Here is a 21,750-nt window from a genome sequence, read left to right on the forward strand (position 1 = left end):
ACTCCGGCTCAGTTCAGCCAATGAGATAAGCAAGGGTTATGAATAACGGGTAGCAATCGCCTTTGTTCAGTCCCCATAGTACCCCAGCGATGACTTTTGCAAGAGGTCTAATGATGTAATTGAAGCATTCAAATGCTCTTCAAATTTTAGAATACGCTGAACCTCTCTCAAGGTTAGGCTTTTTGCGTCTAGATTCGCAGTCATCGATTTATTGCTATTTTATAATAAATTTATCAATTTTATTTTATAGCAATTCTCAATAATGGTGAAGGCTAGATACCCGACTTCTCTAAAAAGTCGGGCATCTGAACCCCTGGCAGCTCACTACTCAAAAAGGATTACTATATACAGTTACATTTTGGCAAAATGTTCTCTTAGCAAGTCGTGAATGAAGCGATAGCGTCCTCCGACTCGTTTAATCAACCTACGCTCATTAGCGTAGCTGAGAAACCGCGCATAGTTCCAGGGAATCGCCCCAATTTCCCACAAGATTAGACGTGACACAAAGTATTGAATGACAGGTAAACTAGCAGAGGAAATGCTCCATATTAATACTATATCAAGCCCAGAAATTACCAAACTTATAGGCTTAATTAACTGCCCTTTAGCTAGTAACAATACTGCCTCAATTAGCATCACTAGGGGTAAAGCAACTAAAATAAAAACTATAAAGTTTATCAATGGATTTTTAGCTTTTGTATTGGATTTACTTTTATTTGTCCCCTCTGTTTCAAGCAGCCAAAAAGTAAGTTTTTGATCCAAAATATTTATATCTATGTCACTCTTAAATAAATCAATCATTAACAAAGGAAAAATCATGCTAGTTATCTCCAGTCTTAGCACACTAATTAGCCCAATAATAAGCAGTCCACTAACTAATTTTTGTTTGTGGTTATCTAAAAAATCTTGCTGTGTTTCTTCAATAATAAACTCTGTCTGCTTCTGCTCTTTTAGGGTTTTAGCCAGCCAAATCAACCAGCGTTTACTATCCTTTGGGTTATATCCTTGATAGTCGTGAGGCAGTTCTAAGCGGCGTTTGATGTAAGCATCAAACAAATCTTTACGGCATTTCTCGTGGTATGCTTCAAGTTCAGCCGGAGAATTGAAGCGTTTAGCTTTGCTTTCTAAACCATTTGGATAAGCTACCGGAATAAGATGTAAAAACAGCGGCATTTTGGCTAATTCCAGCAAACCATTTGGATCGCTTTGAATACCTTGCCAGAGATGTCCGCATTTTAACCGTTGCAGATAGCTTTTAATTTGCTTTTTTTCTAATGGCTTCAGACAAACTGCTCCTTGTAGCGTCAAAATTTCCTCACCTGCTTTGTACTCTTCCTCACGACAGCAGACGACAATCTGAGATAGGCCGGAAGTGGTTTGCAGAAATTCATTAATTTTTTCAATACAGTTTCCCTGACGGCTTTGTAATTCATCTAAACCATCCAACAGCAGCAATAACTTACCTGTTTCTAGCCACTCACGAGAAACTGCCTCTGGGATATTATTGCGAAACTTCAAGTCAGCTACCAGCCAGTCAACAATAGGTTGCTTATCATCTTTCCAGGCAGAAAGCTCAAATATTACCGGGATTGGCTTTTCTGGCTGCTGTTGGGCAGCTAAAATCAAGTCTTGCGCTAGTTCCAGCAGCATTGTGGTTTTGCCAGATCCGGGCGCACCTAAAATTAGCAATCTGCCATCAATATCATCTTGCTTAAAGACATCTATAATTTTTTTGCCAGGTTCAAACTCAGCGGTTACTCGTATAAATTTCCGTAGCTTCTCCCACCAATCAGGAGACGGTTTAGCATTTACCGGTTCTTCTGGAGGTCGTCCTATCTTTTCCCGTTGGTCTTCCATCAGCAGCGGAATCAACTCATCATCATGCAGAGAGTCTTTCATCCGCACTGTTACTTCACGTAGCATACTTGCCAACAATTCCTGCCGCCATCGCTGTGAAATTGCCTCTGGTGTATTGCTGGAAGTTTCAGCGTTATTTCCTTGCCTACTTCTGAGCAAATACAGCGTCGTTGGCAACGCAAAGACGTAGCCAAAGCCCAAAGTCCAGCAAACCTTCTGAATCCAGTCAGCGTTTTGCTCTGCCTGTGCCGTAGTGATGAACCCGCCACCAACAAGGGCTAGCACGCCGCACAATACCCCTAATCCAAAGATGAAGCACTTGCCGCATAAGGAATTCTGTTTATCAAATGCGCTAGGCAGAAGCCCCCCAATCACCGCAAGCAATCCCAGCAGCAATAAAAGTAGTAGCCGAAGCAAGTCAGGAATTGTCATATTTGGAGATAACGAGGTGTGGATGCGAAGCGGAGGATGCAAGGAAGGAGCGATCGCGTTCTTGACCAGAAGCATTCTCGCAATATAACCAAAGACATAACACCGCTACACTTTCTCCGGGTTCTCAGCGCCTCTGCGGTTCCATATTCTTATCACTGTGCTAACCTGTTGAGAATCCTTCACTGATACACCTGTACTTTCCGGCAACGCCCAGCGCCTATGGTCTATATCAAGCGCGTGGAACTCACCAACTTCAAATCCTTCGGCGGCACGACGAAAATCCCCTTGCTGCCGGGGTTTACTGTCGTATCGGGCCCAAATGGATCGGGTAAGTCGAATATTCTCGATGCGCTGCTGTTTTGCCTCGGACTTGCCAGTTCTAAGGGGATGCGGGCAGAACGCTTGCCCGACTTGGTGAATCACAATCATCCCCATCGCGGTACTGTGGAAGCCAGCGTCACAGCTACCTTTGATTTGTCAGATGTTAGCGGTACGATTGTTGGCAATAGCAACGGACATCGGAAAGCGCCTGGAGATTCCCCCCAACCTCTGGAAAAGGAGGAGCAAGATATAACGGGGAAAGAATGGAGTGTGACGCGGAAGCTGCGCGTCACGCAGCAGGGAACTTACACCTCGAATTACTACATCAACGGCGAATCCTGCAATCTGACGGAACTCCACGAAAAGCTTAATCAACTGCGAATTTATCCCGAAGGCTACAACGTGGTGTTGCAAGGCGATGTCACCGGGATTATTTCCATGAACCCGCGAGAACGCCGGGAAATTATTGATGAGTTGGCTGGTGTGGCGGCGTTCGACAGGAAGATTGTCCAGGCCAAGGAGACGTTAGACTCAGTTAAGGAACGGGAAGATAGCTGTCGCATTGTGGAGGCAGAATTAATTGCCCAACGCGATCGCTTATCTCAAGATCGCATCAAAGCGGAAAAATACCAAAAACTCCGCGCCGAACTTCAGCAGAAAGAACAATGGGAAGCTGTTCTCAAATGGCGAAATCTTCAGCAACAAGAATCGAAGCTGCGCGAACAAATTGAAGCAGGCGATCGCACTTCAACTGAATTAACCGCCCAACTCCAAGCATTACAAGCGCAAATTCAGCAAACAACGGCAGAACTCGAAAAGCTTAATGCCCGTGTCAAAGCTTTGGGGGAAGAAGAACTCCTGGCTTTGCAATCACTTCTGGCAAATCAGGAAGCCGAACGGCGTAATTTACAACGCCAGCAACAAGAGTTAGAAACAGCGGCTCATCATACCACTGGCAATATAGAACAAGAGCAGCAGTTAATTCAACAACACCAGCAAACTCTGCAACAACTGACTGAAGAACAGCAGCGCGGACAAACGCTGATCGCGCCTCTGGAGGAACAACGCAACCAAGCGCAGCAAACTCTATATCGGCATCGGGAAGACGCGGAAGCGATCGCATCTGCTTCCGAAGCTTGGGTGCAGCAACAAACTGCCCTAAGTCGCCAAATCGAAACTTTACTACAAACTGTCGAACCCCAGCGCACCGAACAAGCTCAACTAAGAGAGCGTTATACCAATTTAGGGCGGCAAATTGAGGAGCAAAGTCAACTATTACAAACAATTGAGCCAGAAATTACCGCAAAACAGTCTCGTTTAGCTGATTTCCAGATACAATTATCTGATTATGCCCAAGAAATTCAATCCTTAGCTCAAGGTTTGGCAGCAGGCGATCGCGATCTGCAAATTCAGCAAGACACGCAAAAGCGCCTCTTGCAAGAACAACGGGATAAACAACGCCAACTCGATAAACTAGAAGCCCAAGCCCAAGCGGAACAGGAAAGTTTAGGCACCTTCGCCACCAAAGTTATACAGCAATCAGGACTACCTGGCGTGTGCGGCTTAGTTGCCCAATTGGGGCGAGTCGAACCCCGCTACGCCTTAGCGCTGGAAATTGCTGCTGGTGGGAGACTGGGAAATCTGGTGGTGGAAGATGACGGCGTGGCGGCGGCGGGAATTGAACTGCTGAAGCAAAAACGGGCGGGGCGGATTACATTCTTACCTTTAAATAAAATTCAGCCGCCGCGATTTTCGCCAGTGGTGGCGCTGCGTTCTGCCGACGGATTTATCGATTACGCGGTGAATTTGATTGAATGCGATTCCCGTTATCGGAATATCTTCGCTTACGTCTTTGGAAGTACCGTTGTCTTTGAAAATATTCATGATGCTCGTCGTCACTTGGGACAACACCGCATCGTAACCTTAGAAGGGGAACTGCTGGAAAGTAGCGGCGCAATGACTGGCGGTAGTAGCAGTCAACGTTCTGGGCTGCATTTCGGGACGGCTGACGCCGGAGAATCTGCGGAAGCGATCGCATTGAGAAATCGCCTCCAAGAAATTGACCGAATTTTAGAACGTTGTGGCGAGGTGATTTATACCCTTTCTGCAAAGACGAAGCAACTGACTTTAGAATTGACAGAGGCGAAGGCTAAGCGGCGGGAGCAAGAGTTACATTTTGAACAGTTACAGAAGGAAATTAAGGGTTTAATTGCCCAAGCTGAAACAACGCGATCGCTTCTTTCAAAAAATACCCAAGAATTTCACACCGCCCAATCTCGCTTACAATCTCTAGACGCTGAATTACCCGCCCAAGAAGCACAATTGCAACAATTGCGGCAAGCTTTGGCAGAATTAGAGCAATCTCAAACGCATAGCGAATGGCAACAAATTCAGGCAACAATTAAAGCCGATGAGCAACATCTCTCTGAACGAGAAAAAGATCTCCGTGCCGCCGAACAAAGATTAAAAGATTTGGAAAATCAGCAGCAGCGTCTGCAAGAAAAAAGCCAAGAATCCCACCATCGCTTGCAGGAATATCGCACGCAGTTATCAGGAGTTGTAGAGACGCGAAATTTCGCATCTCTACAGTTGTCAACACTCAGCGAACAAATTAGGCAAACTCAAACAGGCTTGAAACAACAAGAGGAAAGGTTGGGCGAAGCAAAAATACAACGCGACGCCAGCGAAACTCAACTGCGAGAACGTCATCTTTCTCAACAGCAGCTGGAATGGCAACTGCAAAAACTCCAAGAAACGCAACAATCGCGGCGGGAAGAACTTACTGCTGTGAAAACTCAGCTGGAAACCCAACAAGCAGAGTTACCCGATCCTCTGCCAGAAGTACCAATGCTGGTAAATCCAGAATCAAGCGAGTCAAATGCGATCGCATTTGACAAGTTAAGCGATCAACTAGAACAAATGCAGAAAGAGATGCGTAACCTTACCAAACGCCTGCAAGCAATGGAACCCGTAAATATGCTGGCATTGGAAGAACACAACCGCACTACCACCCGACTTGAAGAACTAACTCAGAAATTAACAACATTAGAAGCCGAACGCACCGAATTATTATTACGAATTGAAAACTTCACCACCCTGCGCTGCCGCGCCTTCCAAGAAGCATTCGACGCAGTAAACGAAAACTTTCAGGCAATATTCGCCGAACTCTCCGATGGAGACGGTTATTTACAACTTGATGATGCCGAAGATCCGTTCAACGGAGGACTTAACTTAGTCGCCCATCCCAAAGGCAAACCTGTGCAGCGGCTTGCTTCCATGTCTGGCGGCGAAAAATCTCTAACCGCCCTTAGTTTCATCTTCGCCCTGCAACGCTATCGCCCCTCTCCTTTCTACGCCTTTGATGAAGTTGATATGTTTTTAGATGGAGCAAACGTAGAGCGATTAGCTAAAATGATCAAACAACAAGCTATGCAGGCGCAGTTTATTGTTGTAAGCCTCCGCCGCCCAATGATTGAATCATCTGAGCGCACTATCGGTGTCACTCAGGCGCGAGGAGCTTACACCCAAGTTTTGGGGCTAAAATTGCATTCCTAAAAAGAGTCTGTATGATTTGATTTAGCAATCTTCGCCGAAAGTCCGACACCATAGCGGTATTTCGTTTGGTATCGGGATGGATAGGCGGTCAATCGATGGAGTTCAATACCCCGGAGATTGGCAATCTCCTGCTAAGCAATAGTCGGATTCGCTGAGAAACCGACACAATACCTGTACTCAGGTTATTGTAGGAGTATGTCACTATAAATAACTAATAAGATTCGAGATCGGGATTGGGCCTCCAATGACATCTGAACAAATCCTTCAACGCTCTGACATCTTAAATACCCAAGTCATTACCCGCGACACTGGTAAGCGCTTGGGGATTATTAAGGAGCTATTAGTAGACATCGACCAGCGGAAAGTTGTAGCACTGGGTTTGCGAGACAACCTACTCTCGATTGCGGGGATGCCACGGTATATGCTCCTCAGCAGCGTTCGTCAGATGGGTGATGTCATCCTAGTTGATAATGATGACGTTATTGAAGATATCGACGTTGAAGCCTACAGCAGCCTGATCAACAGCGAAGTAATTACCGAAACAGGTGAACTTTTAGGCAAAGTGCGGGGTTTCAAGTTTGATGGTGAAGACGGCAGAGTTTTCTCGCTGATTATTGCTTCTTTGGGCCTGCCGCAAATTCCCGATCAGGTTGTAAGTACCTATGAGCTGCCGATTGATGAAATTGTCAGCAGTGGCCCAAATCGTCTGATTGTTTTTGAAGGCTCCGAAGCACGCTTGGTTCAGTTAACTGTGGGTCTTTTAGAGCGTCTTGGCATTGGCAAAGCGCCTTGGGAACGCGACGAAGAGGAAGCTTACTTCCAACCAACAGTCCGTCCTGAAAATCAACTGCCTACTGGAATTCCCGTCAACGCGAAACCAGCAACCTCTATTCGCGCTTCTGCCCCTGTAATTGAAGAAGCTCGCTGGAGCGAGGACGAGGAGTATTGGGAAGAACCAGAACCACAGCCAATTCGGGCGCGGCGGGCGGAATCAATTTATTACGAAGAAGACGAAGAAGAGGATAACTGGAGCGAAGCGACAACGGAGACGCGACGAGTAGTTCGCTATGAAGAAGAGCGAACCTATGTAGAACCGGAACCATACGAGGACGAGTACGAAGAAGACGAATACGAAGAGAAAGATGTTTGGGAAGATGCTGAGGAGCCACCTTACAAAGCACCTCGGATAAACATCCCTGAAAAAACTAAAGCGCCAGAATACGAAGACGGCGCTTATTAAAAGGCAAAAGGCAAAATTCCCTCATTCCCAGGTCGCAGCCAAAGAATGAGGGAAAATGCACCTAAGCTAACTCAGAACTCAGCACTTTTTTAAGCGAGTCAGTAGCAGCACAATTTCATCAACTGCCTGCCGTACTGTCGCCGCCGATTGGTTGGATTGATTCACAATAATGCTAAAAACGATAGTTTCATACTCTGGGTGGCTCATATACCCTGATAAAGAAACTACTCCGCTCATTGTTCCTGTCTTCGCTTGCACAATACCTTGAGCTGGTGTATTTTGAAAGCGATTTAGGAGATTGCCGCTTTTTCCAGCCACAGGTAAAGATGCTAGATATATGGCTGCTTCTGGAGTCTTTGCGATCGCTTTGAGAGTTTGCACCAGTGCTGCTGGACTCACGAGGTTATGACGAGACAGCCCAGAACCATCATCTAGCACGTAGCTGCTAGGATCTACTCCTAATTCTGTTAATGTCTGTTTAAGGGCAGCTAAGCCCTGTTGTAAGGATGAATCATTCTGGACTTTAGCAGAGGCACCAAGCGATCGCAACAGCACTTCCGCATATAAATTATTACTATTCTGATTTGTCTGAGCTAACAGAGTCCCCAACGGCGGAGATTCCACAGCGGCTAGTTCCTCAGTGGGAGGTTGAGAGTTTGATCCAACCATTGCCTCTGCAACAGTAATTCCCTCAATTGCCAAAGCGCGTCGCAAGTGTCGCAAAAAGTAATCTGCTGGATTAATAATTGCCATATCTAAAGACACAGGTTTAGCATCAGCAGGCAATTGTCCTTTAATCTGTAACACTGGTTTCCCTAGCACAGCATTAAGTTCTATGGAGGCTGGTGATTTTGCTTCTGTTGTTACCGAATTATTTTCAATTTGCCATTGAGTTAGTGCTAGAGGATCTGCCCACGATGTTTGCAATGGTTTTCCTGGTGTTTGCGGTGATATTGTCAGCGTTGCAGCATTTTGATTCAAAATTAAACTATTAACTGGTGCGCCATAGTTTGCCTGCAAATCTCCCCATTCCCAACTGGTATTTACCGTCTGCCCTTTAAAATAAACGTCTTCTACAATTAACTGTTTTACCTGAGTAATTCCCCGCCGCTTTAACTGTTGTGCCAAATCTCTCAATTGGGCATCCGTTAAACTGGGATCTCCTCGTCCCACAACGCGCAAAGAACCATCACCCGTTCCATAAATTGAGGTGCGAATCCGATACTGAGAACCCAATTTGTGTAAGGCAGCAGCTGTTGTTAGCACCTTTACATTAGATGCTGGTATGAAGTAACTTCCTTGTTCGCGGCTGTAGAAGATGCTATTTTTAGTTAACGGTTCAATCAAAATCCCCCAACGAGCGCGACTCCACTGCGGACGGTTTGTAATAGCATCAATTGCAGTTGTTAGTTGGGAAGGACATAAAGCAGCAGATTGAGGCTTTTGGGTTTGAGAAACTTGTGCTGTATTCAGCTTATCTGGATGGGACGATTGATTATTTGCTTGTGCTGCTTGCTGTCCCGATAGCAACTGGGTGTTTAGTATTAGTATCAGGCTACTAATTTCACTAATTTTAACTAATCTTGAATAACCTTTTCCTTTCTTAATAGGCGTAGCGCAGCCATCTTGCCTGCCTTGCTGAGAACTAGAATTGGGATGTCCTGTATCCTGAAAATCTGATTTTTCCCACTGGGCTGCTATCTCACTTATTTTTGAGGATATTTTTATCATTAAGATTTTTTCTGAATAAAAATGCTTGGCATCTTATAAATCTTACCGGAGACAGGTGGCAATATCAAGAATAGTTTATAACAATTCTATTTTATTTCTAGAAATGCTGCATACAACGTCTCTAGTTTTATACGAACCGCAGAGGCAAGAGAGGACACAGAGGAAAAAAACAGAGAGTTCATAAATGAATTGCCAGTGGTTCAGATACCCGACTTCTTAGAGAAGTCGGGTATCTCGCCTTCACAAATCATTTAGCACTGTTACATACCTATAAAAATATTTCTAACGATAGAGCTTAGTAACCTTTGTAAATATAAATAATATAGATAATAATCAAAATTTTTTATTTTCAACAAAAGAGATTTAGGTAATTATAATCATGGCGATACAAGAGCGAGATGTTGACAAAAACAACATTCCAAGAGAGCGATACCGGGACAACAACAGGAGAAAATATCTTTGGGTCGTCTTAGCGAGTGTACTCTCGACCTTGGGCTTAGTTGCAGCTGGCTTCTGGCTGTATCAGCGGCTGGCATCGAGAGATGCGATCGCACCCGTTACTACCGTCAGCCCTTCTATCAGTCCGACAGTTGAACCACCCGCCGCATCTCCCCTGCCTAGTGTTGGCATTCAACCCGGTCAATTTGTCCAGCCTGCTTTAGGCAACAAAGCGCAAGTAGAATTAACCGCAGTCCGGAGAGTTCTCGGCGCACCCAATGAAGTTACAGTCGAGATGCGAATTAATCGTCTTTCAGACGATGTTGGGGGTAGTGACATTATTAGTCCTGGCTCTACAACCGCCCGTAATCCTATCACAAACGAAACTTACTATGCAGTAGATGTCCTTAATCGTTCATCCGGATCGACTTCTTTATATCAGTTGAGTCGAGGTCAACCACAAGAAGCTTATGTTGTGTTAAATGTGCCAGCAGGCGTTAACACTATTGACATTTTTGTTGAGAACACGGGAGTATTTAGAAATGTGCCAATTGCTGATGCCAGTGCTAATCCAGTGAGTAGACTGGCACCCGCACCTCCAGCACCCATTAACACAGCGCCAATTTCCCCAGTCCCCCAATCTCAAGCCCCCTACAGCACAGCCAGTGCGCCTAGCCGCAACGTTGGAATTCAACCGGGTCAATTTGTGCAGCCTGCTTTGGGTACAAAGGCACAAGTAGAGTTGCTTTCAGTCAAGCGGGTCGCAGATCCAGAATTGAGAACCCGCGACGTAGTGAACGTGCAGATGCGCGTCCGCCGTCTGGCAACGGATAACATAGTTGGGAGTGACATTATCTCTGTAGGCGGGACAACAGCCAGAAATCCTGTCACCAGCGAGACCTACGAAGCAGTTGACTTGCTTAATCGTTCCACGGGAAACGTTTCTTTGTATCTGTTGCGTCCACAAGCTTCGGGCGATGCCTATGTTTGGCTGAGGGTGCCAGAGGGAACCAACACGCTTGACATTTACATACCTGAGACGCAGGCATTTAAGAATGTGCCTATTTCCAATTAGATAGGCGTAATGAGATAGTTATGAGTTGTGAGTTTGAAATTCATAACTCGTAACTCCTAACTATTAAGAGCGTATGAGCAATTTTTTATCTGGCGTGGCTGTTGTACTTTCTATTTTGGCGTTGATTACCAGTGGTTACAGTGCCTATCAAGTTTTGGAACTGAGAAAGGACGTTGATACTGCTGATAATTTACAAAGCAATGCAACGGCTACTGATAATCAAACACCTGTGGCGACACCTGATGCACAAACCACTCCGGAAGCCAATACTGCGATTCAACCAAAGCAGTTTATTCAGCCTGCTTTGGATGGTAAAGCGCAGATAGAGTTGCTTTCAGTGCGGAGAATTGCACATCCTGATAATGGATTGCGAAATGTGGTAAATGTGCAATTTAGGTTGCGACGGGTGACACCAGACGTGGTGGGTTCAGAAGCTTTATTTCCGGCAGCGACAACTGCTAGTAATTCCATCACAAACGACAGCTATAAAGCTGTTTGGGCTAATCGTGCCACTCCGTCTATTGCTTTGGACAGTATTGGTCAAAATGCCTCAGTTGATGCTTATGTTTGGCTGCAAGTACCGCAGGGAACCAATTCGCTAGATATTTACGTTCCCAACACGCAGCCGTTTAAAAACGTGCCGATTTCAAACTAAAAATCGAAAATAAGGGTGGGCTTTTGAAGTCCACCTCGCAAAATTAAAACAAAATTGCTTACTTATGGAGCAGGTATCTTGTCTGCCATTTTAGATAAATTTTTAAAGTAAAAATAAAAATCATGGATCTCATGCAGATGAGCGATTTGCTACCTAACAACTACGAAAAAAGCACTAGCACACCACCGGAATTAGGCTTAGTTTGCATCACCACATCTGATAAAGTGCGTTATCGCGCCCTGACGCGCAAGCGACTATTACAGTTGCCGACTGCGGAGCAAGAGCAAGTTTTGCGGGAGTTGTATACTGATAATTTGCAACGCTTGAATGCGGCAATAGATTTCTGTAAAGAGAATAATATTAGGCTTTATCGCATCCCTTCTGGGTTGTTTCCGTTTGCTGATACGGAACAGGGGGAGGCAATACTAGATGAGTTTAAGGAACAGATAAAAGCAACAGGCGATCGCGTTCGTCTTTCTGGCATCCGATTAGTGGTACACCCAGATCAATTTGTGGTACTCAGTTCGGATACGCCGTCTGTGATTGAGAACAGTATTAAGATTCTCCAGATGCACGCCCGGAATATGGATTTACTGGGGATGCCGCGATCGCCTTGGGCGATGATGGAGATACACGGTGGTAAAGGCGATCGCGCTGAACGTCTGATCAATGTCATCCGCGATCTACCTGATGAAATTCGCTCTAGATTAGCACTAGAAAACGATGAATACGCTTACAGTGCAGCAGAAATTCTGGCTGTTTGCCGGGAAGCTGGCGTACCAATGGTTTTCGACGCGCACCATCATGTAATTCACGAGAAGCTGGATACTTACGAAGATGCCAGCATTGCCGAAATTTTAGCAGCCGCGCGTACTACTTGGCCTGTACCTGAATGGCAACTGGTGCATATTTCCAACGGGCGGGAAGAGTTTGGCGATCCGCACCACAGCGATTTTATTACAGCGATGCCGAGTTCCTATCGGGATGCTCCTTGGATTGAGGTGGAAGCTAAGCTGAAGGAAGATGCGATCGCTAAACTGCGCGAAATTTGGACTCCTGTCTTTGGTACTGCACCTGCACCCAAACCGACCGAGGACAAGCCAATAGACGAAACTCCCCAGAAAACTAAGCAAAAGAAACGTTCCCTTAAGAAGGTTGAACAATCGGAGGAGCAGCCCCAGAAAACTAAGCAAAAGAAACAACCAGCCAAAAAGGTTGCAAAAAACAACAGCGAACTTTTGAGTGCCAACTTAAGCGGCGAGTAAAGGTGATGCTAGCAGATAAAAGGCGAGCGATTTATCGGGATGAGAGGATGTCTGAAAAGTCATAATCGAGACGCTTAGAGGGTGCCGATCCCCCTTGCATCCCCCTTAAAAAGGGGGACTAAGACTTGATTCTCCCCCCTTGAAAAGGGGGGCTGGGGGGATCAAACTAACTTTGACACTTCTGAGACATCCTCTGAGGCGCACCCCTCGACCCAAGCTACAACTTATTTGCCGCTTCTGCTTCTAGCTTCTGGACTTCTCTCAATCGTGCGACGGATATCATTAAGCGATCGCCCTTCTTGGAAGGCTCTCAATTGGCTTTGCATACCATGGCTATCGACATCGCGTCCCAGCACTTCTCGATAGATTTGGTTAATTTTGTCACGGGCTTCTTGACTTTGAGCAATCGAGCGACGAATATCTCTAAGTGACTCGCCATCCTGTATAGCTCTTACGTGACCTTGGATGCCTCTGAAATCACCATCCCGTCCCAGAACTTCTCGATAAATTTTATTTATCTCCGAGTAATAATTCTTTGTTGAATTACCTTGCTGCGAAGTGTTGGAACGCCAAACCTCATCCTGAGTTGCTGGTCGTCCGCAAACTACTCGGTTGGAGTTATCCACAATACATAACCGCTGCTGTGCGTGGACTGGTGCTACAAAAATAGGTGTAATGAATAATGCTGCGGTGAAGAGAGTTGTTAACTTCATATGTTTTCTCCCCTGAATATTTGTTGTATATTCACAGTACAGTTGACTTCTGTGTCCTCTCTTCACCTAAGTTACTCATCCAAGTGGGTGATTGGCAAGATCAGCAGAACTGGGGATAAATCTGTCGCCACGCTAGCACCGCAAATATAGTGTTTCTCAGTTGAATTAAAATACAGACCTAACCCCCCAACCCCCTTCCCTGCCAGGGAAGGGGGAGTTAGCCGCTACCCTTGCCGGGAGGGGTTGGGGAGAGGTCAGATTGTATTGCATCCAAAGGGTTAGGCGTAACCTTAACCCATCCTAAAGCTACTTATTTGCTGTCATCGTTGCCTATTACCTTGTCAACCAGTTCTTTTGCTCCTTCAATCAACCCAGGATTGGATTGATTGGTTGCTTTGACACTTTCTTGGTAAATTTCATCTTGCTTTTTCGGATCGCGAGCCTGCTCTGCGGCTTCTTCATAAGATTCTTCCCGAAGCTCAATTGCTGCACTGTTTCCAGAGGTACTGTCAACTTCCTGTGCAGTCAACTGTGATGCTGCATAAGCTGGCTGACTGGCAAAAATGAATATATTTGACAGACTCAGCAAACTTATCAAACCTACAACCAAAATGCTCTGGCGAAATGCTTGACCTAAAGCTGTTAAAATGCCTTGCATATAAATCTCCTCCCAATCGTTTTTGGTACAATCTGACGCTAAGCGCGATCACATTTGTCGCCTGGTGCGACATCGCTACACTGACCAAAGGCTATCTCTTAACGCCAGAAAAATCTCTTGACCAGAGAGATTTTAAAGGTTTAACTACAACACTCCCTTCTGCCGCAAGATACATTCAAGCACTGGGAAAAATTAAGGATTGTTATCGTCCGATTACGAATGGGAAAGTTTTAAATTAATAACTTAATAACTCATAGCTTTTTTTAATTTTTCAGGTAGTAAGATTCGGTTGAGGCAATTTCCCAAAAGCATCTAAAAGCAGTTGCGGAATCGCTTTTGGGCGCATCGCTGTTATATCCACCCACACCCACAGCGCCTGGGCTGTCACCAACAGCTTTTCCTCTGGCTGTTTGCGGATTTCATAGCGGCGAATGGCACGCGGGCCGCGCATCTCGGAAAGCCAGGTGGTGACTTCCAGCCACTCGCCTGCAACGGCTGGGCGCAGATATTCTATCTCAATCCGCCGCATTACGAAGACACCGCCCAACTCTTCGCAGCGTTGCTGGGTAAAGCCGAGATGTTCTGAGTGTTCAACAGCCGCCTGTTCTAGGTAATGCTGATAAACAGCGTTGTTGACGTGACCGAGGGAGTCCATCTCGTGATATCGTACCCGCAGCTGAGTTTTGAACGGTTGCATGCGATCGCTTAGTCAAGATATTTCTTTTCCATTTCCAGGCTAACCGATACTGCCGCGCCTCTTATGCTCTCTTTTGGTATAAATAACGTTTCTCAGTTGGGTGGAATATATCGCGGTTCTGACGTTCAGTGCACCTTGGTAGGGGCATGGCAATGCCATGTCCCGCCCTTGAATCTCGCCACGCCACACTGGGGATAAGTGCAATAAGTTTAATTTTGTTAGGGAAACTGCTTTATGCTGTCAAAGTATTATGGCAAGCTTTTTGGGCATCTATTGAGGTAGATTAGTTACACCCACAGTAAGAGTTTGCCGTCCATCCCTATAAATCTATTTTGCGATGGGAAATTCGGCAATTTTTTTCTAGGGATTGGTAATTGGGAAGATATATTTCCCAATTACCAATCCTCAATCCCACTTTTTTAGCCCTCTTCATCCGGTGAGTCATTCTCATCAAGTCGCTGCAACAAAGCTAGATGAAAGGCTTGCCGAGTTTGAGCATTCAGATATCTCTCTTGTAACGGTTGCCATTCCTGCCAAGCTTGGTAAGCTGTTTGATGCAGCTGTTCGGCAAGAGTTGGAAGCTGGTTTTTGACCTTAGAGTGTAAGACATCAGTCAGCACTTCGGCTAACACTACACTGTCTTGAATTTGCCCCAAGATTTCCTGAACTGATTTCACATCTTGCAGATAACCTGCATAAGCGGGGCCATAGAGGTCTGTGAATAGTTCCATCTGATAGCGAACGCGCTTTGCTTCCTTACGCAAACTGTGCAGAGCTTCCCCTTGATCTGCTAAAAGTTGCGTTACAGCTTCTGGTTCTAAATCTTTGGCAATTTTAATTTCTGGTGCTTTGACATCAGTTCCTAGCAACCAACCAGGGTGGAGAAAAAAGCGACTGACTTCCGGTAAAAGTAAATCTGGTAGAACCTGACGTAAAGGCATCTGAGCAATTTCTTGATAACTTGGATGCTTCAGCCATGTTTGGAACGACTGCTTCAGTTTCTGGTAACGCTGATGATCTAAAGTTTGGCGTACTTGCTCTAGGGCGTGGTGACGCTGTTTATTTAAAGATGCGATCGCTTCCTCTAAGGTTTTTTGCTCTTTTGAGGGTAAATTAGGATAATAACGATTTTTTAGCGCTTCCTGAAGTACGTCTATATCTCGCAACTCCCCAAGACTATGACCTATCTTCCCAATCTTGTTTTCTTGGGCTGACTTAGGAAGATCCAGCGCTGGTGCAAACCCTGTTATTGCTGAACGCAAGCGACGTATCCCGACGCGCATCTGGTGTAATGCCTCTGGGTCTTTGTCTTTAATGACATCGCTTTCGTGTTTAAGCGTTTTGTGAAAGTGTTTTTCAATCGCTAGGTAAGCCCAATCTCCTAGATTCTGGGCTTTTTCTAATGCACTCTTTTTCATGGCAATATTGCCTCATCCGTGTAAAAGATTAATAAATCCTTAAGCTCAAATTAAGCTGAATGTTCACACTAGCACATTCCTACTCAAATTTCGGTATTTCACTCTAACGCAACCAAGTAGAACTTATGATATTACCTGGGGAAGAGATCCATAAGTCGTATCGGGTTAGGGTTTCCCCAGTTTGCAGGTTTTTTATGAATGGCTTGCCAGTCCAGATTTGGCAGCTACAGAGATTTTTCGGTTCCTGAATCTCAAAGTCAGCCTCAGTTTGTTGCAACCGGAAAAACTCAATATGCCAGTGACCAGGTTCAACAGCAACACACTCGTTTGAATGTTGCTGTTGAACCTGCTTAATTGCCGTGGGCAGAAAATCGATATCTAGCACATATGATTGATAGTTATGCTGGCAGGCAAATTCTACAACTTGCTGCCAGTCATAGACTGGATCTTTCTCGCCATGTAGTTCGCTGTCGTCGCCAAAGCAGTAACCTCCAAACAGCCAAACCAGTTTTGATAATATGGTTTCTTGGCGGATGCGATCGCTTCTTAAAATTTCTAAATCTTCCTCTAGGAGGACGCGATCCGGAATGCACCACCAATATTCCCAATAAATTTGTGCATCTAGTGGTAGCGTCCGCTTGATTACTCCGGGGATGCGATCGCGTTGCTGAATCAAGCGTATTTCCTTCTTAGATGCACTCCTACCATCCGGAATCGGCAGATCCATATTTGCCGCCAGAGGATGTTTCGGCGCGATCGTCATCTCATTAGGGATGAAGGAGTCGAGGTTCAACACAGATACTCTCCGAATCGGGCTACCGCAAAGTAATCTTCTATTCTATATCTTAGAATAGGTCGGTTTTGGCTATAAATTTTTATATATAGCAATTCCAGGGTTGGATGCGATACCTCTGTAACGACATGGCAATGCTATTCCCCACGAACGTTAGAACCGCAATATATTCCATCCATCTAAGAAACGCTATATTAAATTTAAGTTTAAGCTTTTATTATCTTCGGGGAAATTAGCTAACCTGAAATCAGTCCTGATGCAGGACTATCTGAAATGGGTAAAATTCGGTGATTATTAAGAAGAGGTAAAGGAGCGTGTCGGTAACGATCCTCATTATTTTTTCTCTAGGGTTGATGCCACTGTTGATTTCAATGTGGGCGATGCGTAAAGCAGAGGAACGAACGCGATCGCGCTTGAGATCGGCTATGCGGAGGGTATCTGCTAGAGAGTTGCAAAGAATGTCAACTTCTATAGATCAGCATTATATTGAAGGAGTTGGTTATCTAATTGGCGATATAACTTGTCAATTTAATGCCCACTCTCCTTACATCCGTTGTGCTATTAATCCTAGCGGCCCTTGCCAAGATTGTTACCACTATCAATCAAGGGAATATAATTAATTTTACTCGGTTACAGTACGTTTAGAAAGGAAATTTAGCCCCAAAAAAATAGCCGCAATTGTTCCGGAAACACAAATTTCTCCTTTTGTGATTATTTCCATAACTTCTGTTATAGGAATTAACACAACTTCAATGTCTTCTGTGATATCCAAATTTTGTTTACTTCTTTGCTGAACATTTTCAGCTAAAAATAAATGTATTTTATTAGTGTCTTTGGGCGGGTTATCGTATAAAGTCGCTAGTTTAATTATTTGGTCAGCCACATAGCCTGTTTCTTCTTCTAATTCTCTAGCAGCGGCAACAACACTATCTTCTGATTCTGAAACAGCCCCAGCCGGAAGTTCTAATAATATTTCTTCGACTGCATGGCGATATTGCCGTACAAAAACAATTTCTTTTTGTGGGGTTATTGGTAAAATTACAGCAATATCTGGTCTAATATTTACAAAGTAGTCGTCTATTATTTGTTTGGTAGGTAATTCTATTTCATCTTGCCGAATTTTACACCATTGGTTGTTGACAACCATTTTTGATTTAAGAATTTTCCACTTTTTTAGACGTTTCATATAAGAGAATAGATAAAAAACGGCATACACCTTAATTTACCGTGGGGCAGGTGTCTCGCCTGCCATTATAAAACAGGTATCTTGCCTGTTTTATAGCGTTTCTCAGTTGGGTAGAATATATTGCGGTTCTGATGTTGGTAGGGACTGGGAATGCCATCAAGGTTCTAGGGACGAGGCATTGCCATGTCCCTACAGATGTATCGCACCGAACCCTTGAATTGCTGTACTATCGCGTTAACAATCAATTTGGAACTCTTCTCCAACTCTGTTGGGTGACAGAGGACGAGAAAAGAAGGATACAACAAATAATATGCGAATTAGTATTGAAACCTTCACAGTAAACAAGCGATTTCCTTTAACCATCAGTCGCGGTACGACAGCGCAGACAACTAATGTGTGGGTACGTGTAATTGAAGATGGTATTGAGGGATGGGGGGAAGGAACGCCCTTTTCCATCGGAGAACAGCGACAAACGACAGAGAGTATTTTGGAGCAATTGCAGCAAATTGCTCCAAGTTTGGAGCAATTTCATACCTGGGAGAGGCAGCAGATTGAAAGTGTGTTGCAAGAGGCACTTCTTCCTTCCTCGGCACAAGCAGCAATTGATGTGGCATTGTACGATTGGATGGGAAAGCGGTTGGAATTACCTCTGTGGCGGTTGTGGGGGTTGGATTGCTCGCGGATTGTCCCCACCTCTGTCACAATTGGGATTAATTCTCCGACAGCAGCCGTAGAGCGATCGCGCGACTGGCGACAACTGACTGGGGCAAAAGTTTTAAAGGTAAAATTGGGTAGTTCGCTGGGCATTGAAGCAGATCAGGCGATGTTGATGGCAATTCGGGAAGACGCGCCAGAGGCAATTTTGAGTGTAGATGCCAACGGCGGTTGGAATTTGGAAGATGCTGTGACGATGTGCGCTTGGCTGTCGCGTCTGGGCGTTAAATATGTGGAACAGCCGTTACCGCGAGGAGAAAATTTAGGAGTAATGGGGGAATCGCCGCTACGGGAACTAAAAGCGCGATCGCTTCTACCAATTTTTGTCGATGAAAGTTGTTTTACCAGTAGGGATATACCTCTACTCGCAGATAAAGTTCATGGCGTTAATATCAAATTAATGAAATGTGGAGGTTTAACTGAGGCGATTCGCATGGTGCATACAGCGAAAGCTTGTGGGTTGCAGGTAATGTTTGGTTGTTATTCTGACAGTGTTATTTCTAATACGGCAGCAGCGCAGCTTTCCCCACTAGCTGATTATCTGGATTTAGATTCTCACCTAAATTTAATAGACGATCCTTTTATAGGTGCATCGTTGCAAGATGGGCGACTGTTACCGAATGATTTGCCAGGGTTGGGAATAAGTAAAAATTAGAAATTAGAAATTAGAAATTAAAAATTAAATGCTAAATCCTAAACATCGAGTTGCAATTCTGCTGCATGAAGGGATTCGCGGCATTCATGGGAAAACTGGATTGGCGCTATTACGTTACAGTGAATCGCCAACAGTGGTGATAATCGATCGCCAGTGTGCGGGCGAATCTTTACGGCAATTGACTGGTATTGAGTGCGATGCTCCGATCGTGGCTTCAGTTACAGAGGCGTTAACCTACGCACCCGATGTACTTGTAATTGGCATTGCGCCGTCTGGGGGTGCGTTACCGGAGGAATGGTGGCAAGAGGTGAAACAGGCGGTGGCTGGGGGTTTGTCGGTGGTGAATGGGCTGCATACCCCGATGGCATCACCGGAACTTCAGGCATTGTTGAAAGAGGGACAGTGGATTTGGGATGTGCGCCAAGAGCCAACAGATTTAAAAATAGCAAGTGGTTTGGCGCGATCGCTTTCTTGTAAGCGTGTCCTCACTGTCGGTACAGATATGAGTGTTGGCAAAATGTCAACCAGTTTGGAACTAAATAAAGCAGCGACAAAGCGGGGTTTACGTTCTAAGTTTCTTGCTACTGGTCAAGCTGGTTTAATGATAGCGGGTGATGGTGTGCCATTAGATGCCGTGCGTGTGGACTTTGCCGCTGGTGCAGTTGAGCAGTTGGTGATGCGTTTTGGGCAAGAGTATGAGATTTTGTTTGTTGAGGGACAAGGTTCCCTGTTGCATCCCAGTTCAACAGCAACGCTGCCACTGTTGCGCGGTACGCAACCAACGGGGTTAATTTTAGTGCATCGAGCGCAACAAGCAACTATTCGCAATCATCCTCATGTGGCGATACCGCCGTTACCAGAGGTGATAAAGCTTTATGAGACAGTGGCGGCGGCGGGTGGTGCTTTTGCGGCGGTGAAGGTGGTTGCGATCGCTCTTAACACTGCTCATCTGGACACTGCAACTGCACAGCAAGTTATCGCGCAGATACAGACAGAAACTAATTTACCTTGCACAGATCCAGTCCGTTTTGGTGCCGAGTTGCTGTTAGATGCTGTTATGAATAATTAGTCAAAGACAGATGACAATTAGGGGTTGAATTATCGAGATAAATATTTTATTTTCCAATTTCTAAAAATACCTGTTGGGATTAGCGCATTGCTTCAAACATTTGGCAAAATATGAATACACTAATAGAAAAATAGATATACTATCCACCACTATGAAACCTGTCTGGAATTCCCTGGTTGCTCTTCTGCTGTTGTCATCTTCTCCCGCCACCGTGCTAGCTGAACCGACATCGCCTCCCACGGTAATAGTCACTCCAGTTCCCAAAAAGACTGAAACTAAACCAGAAGAAACCACCACCCCCGAAGTTAAACCATCTGCGGAAGAGGCGGAACCGCAACCGGGTTCGGAAGCAACCCAACCGGACACCAAACCAGAGTCCGACGCTGAGGAAAAAGCAGAGGAGGAACCGGAACCGACCCCTGAAGAAATTGCCAAGCAGCAAAAACTTATTGAAGCTGATAGTCTTTATCTGGGGGGACAATTTGCTGAAGCAGAAAAGCTGTATCGGGAAGTTAAAGCGCCATTTGCTAATGCGACCCAAAAGACTGAACGCAAAGATCCAATTACCGATGCACAACTATTACCGCCTGCGGGTAAAGTTTACTGGCGCGAGGCGCAAGCTGGTTTAGAACAAAAGCTGGAAAGTAAAATTTTCGTACCACTGCAATTTTTGGTAGAACAGTATCCGGAATTTATCCCCGGTCATGTGCAGTACGCCAAAGCGTTGCAAGAATATAACAAGACCAAAGAATCTTTACAAATTCTGGAGAAAGCAACAACTTTATATCCCGCCGAACCAACCTTACTCAAAGCGAAAATTGAAGCTTATAGAAAGCAGGAGGCGTGGTTAGAAGCTTCCCTGGCGGCGCGTCAATTTGCTTTATTAAACCCGAATCATCCGGAGGCGGCTGAGTTTACAACTTTGGCAGATGAGAATTTGAAACGTTACAAAAGGCATCTTCGCGCCGAGTTGAGAGGGAATGCGATCGCTAATGTGATCACAGGCGCTTTAAGCTATGCAGTTACTGGCAGTTTATATGGCCCTCTAACTGCTGTTGAAACTTCTGTATTAATGTTGCGTGGCGAATCTGCTATCGGTGAATCTGTAACAAAACAGGCAAAACGCCAATTGCCTCTGGTTGAAGATGAAGAGGTGTTGAAATACCTCACCGTTCGCTCATTTGGATGACCCAGTAACCAAATAAATAGCTTCAAGTGTAGCCGTACTGGGCAATTCGGCTATGGAGAAGATGCACCAACTACAGACTTAACGGCATC

General features: G+C 45.1%; 17 protein-coding genes and 1 pseudogene. 10 read left to right on the forward strand and 8 right to left on the reverse strand.

The features are described from left to right. Positions 1 to 351 precede the first annotated feature (351 nt). Positions 352 to 2,364 (reverse strand): NACHT domain-containing protein, encoded by a 2,013-nt coding sequence (locus tag NDI42_RS25800; RefSeq protein WP_190451489.1) that lies wholly within the window; start codon positions 2,362 to 2,364, stop codon positions 352 to 354. A 144-nt stretch (positions 2,365 to 2,508) separates the two neighbouring features. Here NDI42_RS25800 and smc point away from each other — a divergent pair, with 144 nt between their 5' ends. Together smc and NDI42_RS25810 are read left to right on the forward strand one after the other, a co-directional pair. Continuing rightward, complete coding sequence (gene smc / locus NDI42_RS25805) at positions 2,509 to 6,165, forward strand: chromosome segregation protein SMC (RefSeq protein WP_190451491.1); 3,657 nt, start codon at positions 2,509 to 2,511, stop codon at positions 6,163 to 6,165. A gap of 244 nt (positions 6,166 to 6,409) precedes the next feature. Next, on the forward strand, positions 6,410 to 7,405 hold the full coding sequence (locus NDI42_RS25810; protein ID WP_190422273.1) for a PRC-barrel domain-containing protein: 996 nt from the start codon (positions 6,410 to 6,412) through the stop codon (positions 7,403 to 7,405). Between the two features lie 78 nt (positions 7,406 to 7,483). Here the strand turns inward: NDI42_RS25810 and dacB are convergent, their stop codons facing one another. Next, positions 7,484 to 9,136 (reverse strand): D-alanyl-D-alanine carboxypeptidase/D-alanyl-D-alanine endopeptidase, encoded by a 1,653-nt coding sequence (gene dacB / locus NDI42_RS25815; RefSeq protein ID WP_190451492.1) that lies wholly within the window; start codon positions 9,134 to 9,136, stop codon positions 7,484 to 7,486. 379 nt (positions 9,137 to 9,515) lie between these two features. On the opposite strand from dacB, the gene NDI42_RS25820 reads away from it, so the two are divergent. From NDI42_RS25820 to uvsE, 3 genes and pseudogenes are all read left to right on the forward strand, one after another. Further along, on the forward strand, positions 9,516 to 10,649 hold the full coding sequence (locus NDI42_RS25820) for a hypothetical protein (protein ID WP_190451495.1): 1,134 nt from the start codon (positions 9,516 to 9,518) through the stop codon (positions 10,647 to 10,649). 73 nt (positions 10,650 to 10,722) lie between these two features. Then, the gene (locus tag NDI42_RS25825; RefSeq protein ID WP_190451496.1) at positions 10,723 to 11,304 is read left to right on the forward strand and encodes a hypothetical protein; all 582 of its coding nucleotides are present in this window, start codon (positions 10,723 to 10,725) and stop codon (positions 11,302 to 11,304) included. Positions 11,305 to 11,441: 137 nt separating this feature from the next. After that, a pseudogene (uvsE, locus tag NDI42_RS25830) lies at positions 11,442 to 12,356 on the forward strand (UV DNA damage repair endonuclease UvsE); the annotation flags it as partial. 437 nt (positions 12,357 to 12,793) lie between these two features. On the opposite strand, the gene NDI42_RS25835 reads toward uvsE, so the two are convergent. The 3 genes from NDI42_RS25835 to NDI42_RS25845 all read right to left on the reverse strand — a co-directional run bounded on the left by NDI42_RS25835 (position 12,794) and on the right by NDI42_RS25845 (position 14,637). Further along, positions 12,794 to 13,282, reverse strand: coding sequence for a hypothetical protein (locus tag NDI42_RS25835; protein ID WP_190451498.1), 489 nt, complete (start codon positions 13,280 to 13,282; stop codon positions 12,794 to 12,796). 310 nt (positions 13,283 to 13,592) lie between these two features. Further along, the gene (locus NDI42_RS25840) at positions 13,593 to 13,940 is read right to left on the reverse strand and encodes a hypothetical protein (RefSeq protein WP_190451499.1); all 348 of its coding nucleotides are present in this window, start codon (positions 13,938 to 13,940) and stop codon (positions 13,593 to 13,595) included. Between the two features lie 271 nt (positions 13,941 to 14,211). Further along, positions 14,212 to 14,637: an acyl-CoA thioesterase gene (locus tag NDI42_RS25845; RefSeq protein ID WP_190442020.1), complete on the reverse strand. Its 426-nt coding sequence runs from the start codon at positions 14,635 to 14,637 to the stop codon at positions 14,212 to 14,214. Positions 14,638 to 14,789: 152 nt separating this feature from the next. Between NDI42_RS25845 and NDI42_RS25850 the strand changes: the two genes are divergently transcribed. After that, positions 14,790 to 14,924: a hypothetical protein gene (locus NDI42_RS25850; protein WP_277876794.1), complete on the forward strand. Its 135-nt coding sequence runs from the start codon at positions 14,790 to 14,792 to the stop codon at positions 14,922 to 14,924. 132 nt (positions 14,925 to 15,056) lie between these two features. Here NDI42_RS25850 and NDI42_RS25855 read toward each other — a convergent pair whose 3' ends face one another. Both NDI42_RS25855 and NDI42_RS25860 read right to left on the reverse strand, forming a co-directional pair. Further along, a complete protein-coding gene (locus NDI42_RS25855; protein WP_190451500.1) occupies positions 15,057 to 16,055 on the reverse strand; it encodes a CHAD domain-containing protein in 999 nt (332 codons plus the stop codon). A 103-nt stretch (positions 16,056 to 16,158) separates the two neighbouring features. Beyond that, the gene (locus tag NDI42_RS25860) at positions 16,159 to 16,851 is read right to left on the reverse strand and encodes a hypothetical protein (RefSeq protein ID WP_190451501.1); all 693 of its coding nucleotides are present in this window, start codon (positions 16,849 to 16,851) and stop codon (positions 16,159 to 16,161) included. A 311-nt stretch (positions 16,852 to 17,162) separates the two neighbouring features. Between NDI42_RS25860 and NDI42_RS25865 the strand changes: the two genes are divergently transcribed. Continuing rightward, a complete protein-coding gene (locus tag NDI42_RS25865; RefSeq protein ID WP_199297982.1) occupies positions 17,163 to 17,468 on the forward strand; it encodes a DUF6464 family protein in 306 nt (101 codons plus the stop codon). A gap of 2 nt (positions 17,469 to 17,470) precedes the next feature. Here NDI42_RS25865 and NDI42_RS25870 read toward each other — a convergent pair whose 3' ends face one another. Continuing rightward, positions 17,471 to 18,034 carry an NUDIX hydrolase gene (locus tag NDI42_RS25870; RefSeq protein ID WP_190451503.1) on the reverse strand — a complete coding sequence of 188 codons (564 nt, stop codon included), beginning with the start codon at positions 18,032 to 18,034 and terminating at the stop codon, positions 17,471 to 17,473. Between the two features lie 310 nt (positions 18,035 to 18,344). Between NDI42_RS25870 and NDI42_RS25875 the strand changes: the two genes are divergently transcribed. The 3 genes from NDI42_RS25875 (at position 18,345) to NDI42_RS25885 (ending at position 21,661) form a co-directional block, all read left to right on the forward strand. Next, positions 18,345 to 19,403 carry a dipeptide epimerase gene (locus NDI42_RS25875; protein ID WP_190451505.1) on the forward strand — a complete coding sequence of 353 codons (1,059 nt, stop codon included), beginning with the start codon at positions 18,345 to 18,347 and terminating at the stop codon, positions 19,401 to 19,403. 28 nt (positions 19,404 to 19,431) lie between these two features. Continuing rightward, positions 19,432 to 20,472 carry an N-acetyltransferase DgcN family protein gene (locus NDI42_RS25880; protein WP_190451507.1) on the forward strand — a complete coding sequence of 347 codons (1,041 nt, stop codon included), beginning with the start codon at positions 19,432 to 19,434 and terminating at the stop codon, positions 20,470 to 20,472. Positions 20,473 to 20,623: 151 nt separating this feature from the next. Further along, positions 20,624 to 21,661 (forward strand): tetratricopeptide repeat protein, encoded by a 1,038-nt coding sequence (locus NDI42_RS25885; protein ID WP_190451509.1) that lies wholly within the window; start codon positions 20,624 to 20,626, stop codon positions 21,659 to 21,661. Positions 21,662 to 21,750 lie beyond the last annotated feature (89 nt).

The organism is Funiculus sociatus GB2-C1 (genome assembly GCF_039962115.1).
In the GTDB taxonomy this organism is placed as follows: domain Bacteria; phylum Cyanobacteriota; class Cyanobacteriia; order Cyanobacteriales; family FACHB-T130; genus Funiculus; species Funiculus sociatus.